This is a genomic window from Bacillus sp. JJ634 (genome assembly GCF_036962285.1).
Taxonomy (GTDB): Bacteria; Bacillota; Bacilli; order Bacillales; family DSM-1321; genus Peribacillus; species Peribacillus asahii_A.
Map to the genome: position 1 here is coordinate 248 of NZ_JBALMU010000173.1, position 7,500 is coordinate 7,747.

The window sequence follows — 7,500 nt, forward strand, 5'->3', positions numbered from 1 at the left end:
AGGTTAAAGGTTTTCACAGAGCAAGTTTTTAAGAAGAATGAAAGTATAGTAATATATTCCTTCAAACAGTATTTAGCAACCGTTCTAAAGTGGCCGGTTTATCGTAAGCTTTTCGCTGAGGATTTGATTAATAATGCTTAAACAAGGACTGTCTATTCACAGTCAGTGGTTTAGAAGAGCCTAAGCAAAGGTTCTTTTATAACTGGGGATGGACAGTCTTTACATGTGTTTTGTAATCGTTATCATAGAAGAAATGAATAGGCTTAATAGATAGAATCTACATGCTAGTGATTGATTTGAATGGTCTAGACAGAAATGTGAACTAGGATGTGTTTTAATGAAAAAAGTAAAAATAGTAACAGATTCAACAACAGATATGACATTAGAAGAATTAGAGAAGTATGAGATTACAATGGTTCCACTATCTATTTCTATTGATGGAGAAACGTTTTTAGATAAAGTGGAAATAGGATCCAATGAATTTCTAGCCCGAATGAGAAAATCAAAAGAATTACCAAAGAGTTCTCAGCCAGCTGTTGGTACATTTGCTCAAATATATGATGAATTAGGAGCAGATGGGAGTGAAATTATTTCGATTCATATGACTGGTGGTATGAGCGGGACAGTGCGCTCAGCGGAAAGTGCTGCAAGTATGACAGATGCGAAGGTAACAGTTATTGATTCGAAATTTATTTCCAAAGCGTTAAGTTTTCAGGTAATTGAAGCAGCAAAAATGGCTAAAGAGGGTAAATCAGTAGCGGAGATTATCGAACGTTTGGAGAAGATTCGCAATAATACGAGATTAACGATTAGTATTGATACGCTGGAAAACTTAATTAAAGGCGGACGAATTGGCAAGATGACAGGCTTAATTGGTTCTTTGTTAAATATTAAACCGATTGCTGTTTTAGAAGACGGTGTACTTCATCCGGTTTCAAAAGCAAGAAGTCATTCACAAATTGTGAAGTACGTCGTGAATCAATTTAAACAAGATATGGAAGGGAAGCAGCTGACAGGAATTGGGATTGCCCACGCAAATAATAGGGAGCTTGGCGATAAAATTGGAAAAGCGGTTATGGAATTGACTGGGCTTCAGACTATTACGATGGACGACACAACTCCGGTCATTAGTACCCATGCCGGGGAAGGTGCATTAGCCATTATGTATTATTGGGATTGATTAGACAAGCTGAAAGGGCGGAGAAAAGATGAGGAAACAGCAATTATTTATTATGCTGGTCATAGTTTTGTTGACGTTATCAGCCTGTAGCTCTAATGAAATACCAAATGAACAGAATCGAGATATTGAGGATTTCAGTTTTACAACTCAAGAAGGAAAGAGTCTAGAGAAAAGTGATTTAAAAGGGAAAGTATGGATAGCTGATTTTATTTTTACATCGTGTGAGACGGTTTGTTTTCCGATGACATCCAATATGGTCAAGCTGCAGAAGATGCTCAAGGATGAGGGTATAAAGGATGTTGAATTCGTTTCTTTTTCCGTTGATCCAGAAGTAGATAAGCCAGATGTGTTAAAAAAGTACGCTGATCAATTCGGTGTAGATTATTCAAATTGGCACTTCTTAACGGGATATCAACAGGATGAGATTATTCAATTTGCGAAGACAGGCTTTGGGACGTTAGCAGTAAAGCCAAAAGGTGAAGATCAAGTTATTCATGGCACGTCTTTTTATTTACTGAATCAAGAGGGGAAAATTGTTCAAGAGTATACAGGTCTTGAGGACATTCCGTTTGAAGATATTATACAGCATATTAAAATAGTACAAAGTCGTTAAACAGGTCCGCATGCGGACCTGTTTTTTTTATGTTTAGAAGCATGTTTTGAAAAAGCCTAGTAAAAGCTAAAGTTATACAAAAATTTTCATTTTAAAACAAGGTTTTTTCCTTATAAAATCCCGTTTTTTTCATGATATAATATTTTAAAGGAAGGTGAGAGCGATGAAATATACCATCACCTGTCTTCTTATATGTCTATTCTTAATAAGTGGATGCAATCAAAGTCAAACGGTCTCAACGCAACCTTTGGAACAGTATCGGCATCTGACGGAATTAAGTAAGAAGCAAGAGATTCCTTCACGCTTTTTCCCTGATCCGATTCAAATTGTGTCGGTAGGTGATTCATTAACACAAGGGGTTGGAGATAGCAAAGATAATGGAGGCTACTTACCTTATCTAAAAAAGAAGTTAGAAAAAGAGCCGAACATTACAGCTGTAGAGATGGTCAATTATGGTGTACGAGGTAACCGAACGGATCAATTGTTGAAGCGATTGGATAAAAAAGAGATTCGTGAACATATTGAGCAGGCTGATTCCATTGTCGTAACGATTGGTGGGAATGATATTATGAAAGTATTTAAACAAAATTTCGCCAATTTAGAAATGGAGCAGTTTGAAACCGCTAAAATCGGTTATGAAGATCGTTTGAGGAAAATTTTTGATAAAATACGGACGTATAATAAGTCAGCACAAATATATTTGGTTGGAGTGTATAACCCATATACGAAGATATTTGCAGATCTATATGAGCTTGATATGATTATTGCCGATTGGAATAATAGCGGTGAAAAAATTGTATCTAAGTATGATTCGGCTTACTTTATTTCGATAGAAGACATTTTTCAAAATACAACAGAAGATTTGCTTTATACGGAGGATTACTTTCATCCAAACGACCGCGGTTATGAATTAATTGCGACGAGAATATATAACAATATGGAAGTTGCCACATTGGGAAGAGAGACTCTAGAAGCAGCAAGCATTAGAGGGGATGAACCACAATAATGACAGGAGAGAAATGGAAAAAGTTATTTATTGTTTTATTAGCCTGTAATATCCTTGTCATTAGCTTTATGTTGATTTTAATTAATTGGCCGATTAAAGGTGAAGAAATTAGCAATAAGTCAAGTAAGGAAGAGGATATTCAATTTCAAGTACACACAACACGAGATGATTTGAATCAATTAATCAATCAATATTTAGATAAGGAAGGGCTAACTGGAGGATTTCATTATGAAGTATATTTAACCGATGAAGTTGAATTGTATGGCAAGATGCCTTTCTTTAATCGTGAAGTAGATTTGAAATTAACGTTTAAGCCGATTGCTCAAGAAAATGGCGATTTGGTTCTCAAGCAAGAGTCCATTTCTGTTGGTGAGATGAACCTTCCTGTATCCTATGTAATGAACTTTATTAATAAGCGTTATAAAACGCCTGATTGGGTTACCATTCAGCCGAAGGAGCAAAGGGTTTATGTCTCTCTACAAGAAATGAAATTGAAAAGCGATGTACGTGTAAAGGCCAAAAAATTTGATTTAGAACACAATGACATTTCATTTTTATTGACAGTGCCTTCTGTTCAGCCATAACAAAAAACCGGGATATCCCGGTTTTTTGTTATGGCTGAAACGATAGGTAACTTGGAGTTTACGGATAAAGAGAGTGTTCTAAGGTGTAAGAGAGATGACTGCTAATTCAGTCGTTTCATTATTTGTATTTGTGCTGACAATATAGAAAGATGTGGCTTGATTGACCAGAAAGTGAGTCTTTGGCAAGGAACGAATGAGCTCTTTTGTTCCAGTTGGTCGAATTTCAAGATCGACTTTGATAGGATAGACAGGTAAGTATGAGCTTGCGTGTTCGGGTGTAAGTTGATCGAAAACAATATCACCATTTTTCACAGCAATGTCTACTGCTTCGATATCAGAGGCTAGATGAACAAAGCGAAATGCTGCTTCACCACTAGGGACAGCTGGGGAATCTTTTAGCGTAACAAGTTTTACTTCTTTTGGTCTTTTGGCAATTGCCCCGGTATAATATTGATTGGCTTCTAGTTTTAGCTTTTGGCTAGCAATAGTGGAGGTTGTTGTTCCCTCAGGATATATATCAATTTGATACGTTCCGGCTGGCAAGGACAAATAGTCACTCGCGTTTTTGTAAGCGAAGTTTTGTAGAATTCGCATTTCATTTACATATACATCAACAGCAGGTATATTGGGAGAGACATGGAACAGTCGAAGGTGTGCAAACTTTTTCGTTTGTCTAACATGTATGAGTGGTATTGCTTTTGTAATACTTTGCAAATGATTATGATAATAATAATCATGAAGCTTTGGGTTGCTATATTTATAAAAGTGAGATAAGAGATCATATTTCACAGCTTTTTGTAAGTAATGATTGTGGGATTCATAGTTCATGCCAATCACCTCTTAGTTTTGCTCATCATGCTATTAGCATATGGCAAGATGCTTGGGCAGGTGTCTAGTTTCGAACTATAGGGAATATTTAAAGGATGGAGGACAATGAAATGGAAGAAAATTTAGAGCAGGCGACGTTTGCAGGAGGCTGTTTTTGGTGTATGGTAAAGCCATTTGATGAGCAGCCAGGGATTGTTTCTGTCTTATCTGGGTATACCGGGGGCACCACGGAAAATCCAACCTATCAAGAAGTATGTAGTGAAACGACAGGACATTATGAAGCTGTGCAAATTACATATGATCCAGCTGTTTTTCCATATGAAAGACTAGTGGAACTGTTTTGGCAGCAAATTGACCCAACGGATGCAGGCGGTCAATTTTATGATCGCGGTTCATCATATCAAACAGCTATTTTTTATCATACTGAGGAACAACGGCGTATTGCACAAGCTTCAAAAGAGCGCTTGAATGAAAGCGGACGTTTCTCATTGCCGATGGTTACACCGATTTTGCCAGCAAAAGAATTTTATCCAGCGGAGGAATATCATCAGCATTATTATAAAAAGGAACCGCAAAGATATCAGGCTTATCAAATCGGATCTGGTCGTAAAGCATTTCAAGAGCGATATTGGAGGGATAAAAAATGAATCAAGAAGATTTGAAGAAAAGATTAACACCAATGCAGTATGAAGTGACACAAAATAATGGCACAGAACCGGCTTTTCATAATGAATATTGGAATGTAAAAGAAGAAGGACTGTATGTAGATATCGTTTCCGGAAAGCCATTGTTTACGTCAAAAGATAAATACGATTCTGGTTGCGGCTGGCCAAGCTTTACAAAACCAATTGAGGAAGAAGAAGTTGAGGAGAGGTTGGATACAAGCTACGGAATGCGCCGCGTAGAAGTACGTTCGAAAACGGCTGATTCTCATCTTGGACATGTGTTTCCTGATGGACCTGGACCAAGAGGTTTGAGATATTGTATTAATTCAGCAGCACTTAAATTTATTCCTGTTGCTGATTTAGAGAAAGAAGGGTACGGCTCTTATAAAAAGTATTTTGAGTGAGATAAAAGAGGGCATTGGTAAGGAAATTGACTATATTGCATAAAGAAAAGAAGGTCATCGTTCATGATCTTCTTTTCTTTATGCAGCGGACATGTTCAGCTATATTTTTAAAACAGTTTTGGTATCAGATTTGTAAAGAAAGTGTATCTGGAAGCTTAGTCGTTCTGTTACTTAAAGGGCGTTTTTTATTCGTTTTGTATAGGGGACTTTTTCAATCAGCGTAGGAAAATAAAAAAAATAGGCGTTTGCACAGACCGAGGCGGGCGATATTACATATTGTAAGGTGTACAGTGAATTCGAAAAAAGGATAGGAGTGAAATGTTTATGTACGGAGGATATGGATATGGTGGACACGGCTGCGGTGGATACGGTTATGGTGGTGTTGGTTTTGGCGGCGGATTCGCGTTAATCGTCGTTTTATTTATTCTATTAATCATCATCGGAGCTTCATTTACTTGCTGCTAACTAAGATAAAACTAAAACCAGTCTTCACACGAAGACTGGTTTTCTATTGTTTTTTTATTTTCCTATATGATTTGTTCAGATAAGCGCTTTCTGCTACAATAACGTAATGATGTGATTTACTAGGGAGGAAAAAGAAATGAAACCTTCACGTTTACAAGCTGGGGATGAAATTCGTGTGATAGCCCCTTCTCGCAGTCTAGCGATTGTGAAAGGAGACCAACGAAAGCTGGCTGAGGAACGATTAACAGAACTTGGATTTCGAGTTACATATGGAGATACAGCGCTCGTGCATGATGATTTTTTCTCCAATTCTATCGAAGACCGTGTGGCAGATTTACATGCGGCCTTTAAAGACCCGAATGTAAAAGGGATTTTTGCAGGAATCGGTGGCTATAATGCAAATCAATTGCTTAGGTATTTAGATTATGATTTAATTAAATCTAATCCAAAAGTGATTTGTGGGTATAGTGATATTACAGCAATCTTGCTTGCTATTTATGAGAAGACAGGTTTAACGACTTATGTGGGCCCTTATTTCTCTTCATTTGGCATGCGAGTAGGTCTTGATTATACGATGGATTATTTTAAAAAGGCAGTCATGGAAGACGGCGATTTCGAGTTAAAGCAAAGTGAAACATGGAGCGATGATTCTTGGCATCTTGAACAGGAAGATCGTAATTTTTATCCAAATCACGGCTACATGATCATTCAAGAAGGAGAAGCAGAAGGCTCCATAATCGGTGGGAACTTATGTACAATCAATCTTCTTCAAGGTACGGAATATATGCCATCATTAGAAAATCGTATTCTCTTTATTGAAGATGATGAGGAAAGTCATCCATTTAGTTTTGATCGCGATTTACAATCCTTGCTGCATCAACCGGGTGCTGCAGGAATCAAAGGGATTATTATTGGGCGTTTTCAAAAAGAATCCGGTATGACGGATTATGCGCTTCATGAAATCATTGCAACGAAACAAGAATTAAAGGGTATTCCGGTAATTGCTAATGCAAATTTTGGACATACTACTCCGTTTGCTACGATTCCAATCGGGGCTAAAGTCTCATTCTCTGTTAAAAATGGTTCTGCAATTGTAAAAGTATTTGCTTAAATAGTAGGAATAATTAGGTAATGAAAAGCTTACTGTCCTATTGTTAGGTTTTTCTGCTATAATACAAAGAGATTTTAAATTAGAAAAGGTGATTATGTGTTATTAACAGTTCCTGCGTCGAAACGTTTAGAAAAAGCTTTGGCGGAATACAATAAAAAAGGTCGAGTGACTCATACTTGTTTCGTATGTCAACAAGATACTTCTAATGGTGATGAAACAAATATGAATTATTACAAATTAGGTACGAAAAACGTTTGCTTATCATGCCTTCCAAAAGTGTTGCGTCATTCATCTTTAAAAGAGTATGAATATGTACATACAGCTGTCATTGATCAACCTACTTTTTATAAAAAAGTATTGGCTGTTTTAAAAGATGAACAGTTTTTAAGTACTGTTCGTGAAAACAAATTGACTGAAGAATAATTGCTATATAAAGACTGTTTCAAACTTTATAATGGTGAACCTACTTCATGAATATGCAGAGCGGCTTGTAGCTTGCTTATTTCATTATTGTCGATAATGAAATAAGCATGGGCTACAAGCCGTTTTTTGTTTTCAAGAACAACTCTGTGTTCCAAGCAAGTTTATTACATTTATGAGCCGGAATGGTATTATTCTGTAAAAATTTCCATGAAGTAGAATTT

At 36.7% G+C, this 7,500-nt stretch carries 11 protein-coding genes; 10 read left to right on the forward strand and 1 reads right to left on the reverse strand.

Features of this window, described 5'->3' with window-relative positions:
- The 5 genes from V7068_RS20505 to V7068_RS20525 form a co-directional block, all read left to right on the forward strand.
- On the forward strand, positions 1–141 hold a 141-nt coding region (locus tag V7068_RS20505), incomplete at its 5' end, for a DUF2535 family protein (RefSeq protein ID WP_499714343.1).
- 196 nt (positions 142–337) lie between these two features.
- A complete protein-coding gene (locus tag V7068_RS20510; RefSeq protein ID WP_499714324.1) occupies positions 338–1,180 on the forward strand; it encodes a DegV family protein in 843 nt (280 codons plus the stop codon).
- Positions 1,181–1,208: 28 nt separating this feature from the next.
- Positions 1,209–1,793 carry an SCO family protein gene (locus V7068_RS20515; protein WP_499714325.1) on the forward strand — a complete coding sequence of 195 codons (585 nt, stop codon included), beginning with the start codon at positions 1,209–1,211 and terminating at the stop codon, positions 1,791–1,793.
- 163 nt (positions 1,794–1,956) lie between these two features.
- Complete coding sequence (locus V7068_RS20520) at positions 1,957–2,799, forward strand: SGNH/GDSL hydrolase family protein (RefSeq protein ID WP_499714326.1); 843 nt, start codon at positions 1,957–1,959, stop codon at positions 2,797–2,799.
- A complete protein-coding gene (locus V7068_RS20525; protein WP_252286455.1) occupies positions 2,799–3,383 on the forward strand; it encodes a YpmS family protein in 585 nt (194 codons plus the stop codon). Before V7068_RS20520 ends, V7068_RS20525 begins: the two co-directional genes overlap by 1 nt.
- A 78-nt stretch (positions 3,384–3,461) precedes the next feature.
- On the opposite strand, the gene V7068_RS20530 is transcribed toward V7068_RS20525, so the two are convergent.
- Positions 3,462–4,211, reverse strand: a complete 750-nt coding sequence (locus V7068_RS20530; RefSeq protein WP_499714327.1) for a DUF4397 domain-containing protein — start codon at positions 4,209–4,211, stop codon at positions 3,462–3,464.
- Positions 4,212–4,321: 110 nt separating this feature from the next.
- Between V7068_RS20530 and msrA the strand changes: the two genes are divergently transcribed.
- The 5 genes from msrA (at position 4,322) to V7068_RS20555 (ending at position 7,279) form a co-directional block, all read left to right on the forward strand.
- Complete coding sequence (msrA, locus tag V7068_RS20535; protein ID WP_499714328.1) at positions 4,322–4,858, forward strand: peptide-methionine (S)-S-oxide reductase MsrA; 537 nt, start codon at positions 4,322–4,324, stop codon at positions 4,856–4,858.
- Positions 4,855–5,280: a peptide-methionine (R)-S-oxide reductase MsrB gene (gene msrB, locus V7068_RS20540; protein ID WP_127761045.1), complete on the forward strand. Its 426-nt coding sequence runs from the start codon at positions 4,855–4,857 to the stop codon at positions 5,278–5,280. The genes msrA and msrB overlap by 4 nt, the downstream gene beginning before the upstream one ends.
- Before the next feature lie 324 nt (positions 5,281–5,604).
- Complete coding sequence (locus V7068_RS20545) at positions 5,605–5,745, forward strand: YjcZ family sporulation protein (protein WP_499714329.1); 141 nt, start codon at positions 5,605–5,607, stop codon at positions 5,743–5,745.
- 136 nt (positions 5,746–5,881) lie between these two features.
- Complete coding sequence (locus tag V7068_RS20550) at positions 5,882–6,856, forward strand: S66 family peptidase (protein WP_499714330.1); 975 nt, start codon at positions 5,882–5,884, stop codon at positions 6,854–6,856.
- A 96-nt stretch (positions 6,857–6,952) separates the two neighbouring features.
- On the forward strand, positions 6,953–7,279 hold the full coding sequence (locus V7068_RS20555; RefSeq protein WP_127761042.1) for a hypothetical protein: 327 nt from the start codon (positions 6,953–6,955) through the stop codon (positions 7,277–7,279).
- Positions 7,280–7,500 lie beyond the last annotated feature (221 nt).

Coding starts and splice junctions, on each gene's coding strand:
- V7068_RS20515 (WP_499714325.1), top strand. CDS start 1,209: ATGAGGAAACAGCAATTATTTATTATGCTGGTCATAGTTTTGTTGACG.
- V7068_RS20545 (WP_499714329.1), top strand. CDS start 5,605: ATGTACGGAGGATATGGATATGGTGGACACGGCTGCGGTGGATACGGT.
- V7068_RS20510 (WP_499714324.1), top strand. CDS start 338: ATGAAAAAAGTAAAAATAGTAACAGATTCAACAACAGATATGACATTA.
- V7068_RS20520 (WP_499714326.1), top strand. CDS start 1,957: ATGAAATATACCATCACCTGTCTTCTTATATGTCTATTCTTAATAAGT.
- msrB (WP_127761045.1), top strand. CDS start 4,855: ATGAATCAAGAAGATTTGAAGAAAAGATTAACACCAATGCAGTATGAA.
- V7068_RS20550 (WP_499714330.1), top strand. CDS start 5,882: ATGAAACCTTCACGTTTACAAGCTGGGGATGAAATTCGTGTGATAGCC.
- msrA (WP_499714328.1), top strand. CDS start 4,322: ATGGAAGAAAATTTAGAGCAGGCGACGTTTGCAGGAGGCTGTTTTTGG.
- V7068_RS20530 (WP_499714327.1), bottom strand. CDS start 4,211: ATGAACTATGAATCCCACAATCATTACTTACAAAAAGCTGTGAAATAT.
- V7068_RS20525 (WP_252286455.1), top strand. CDS start 2,799: ATGACAGGAGAGAAATGGAAAAAGTTATTTATTGTTTTATTAGCCTGT.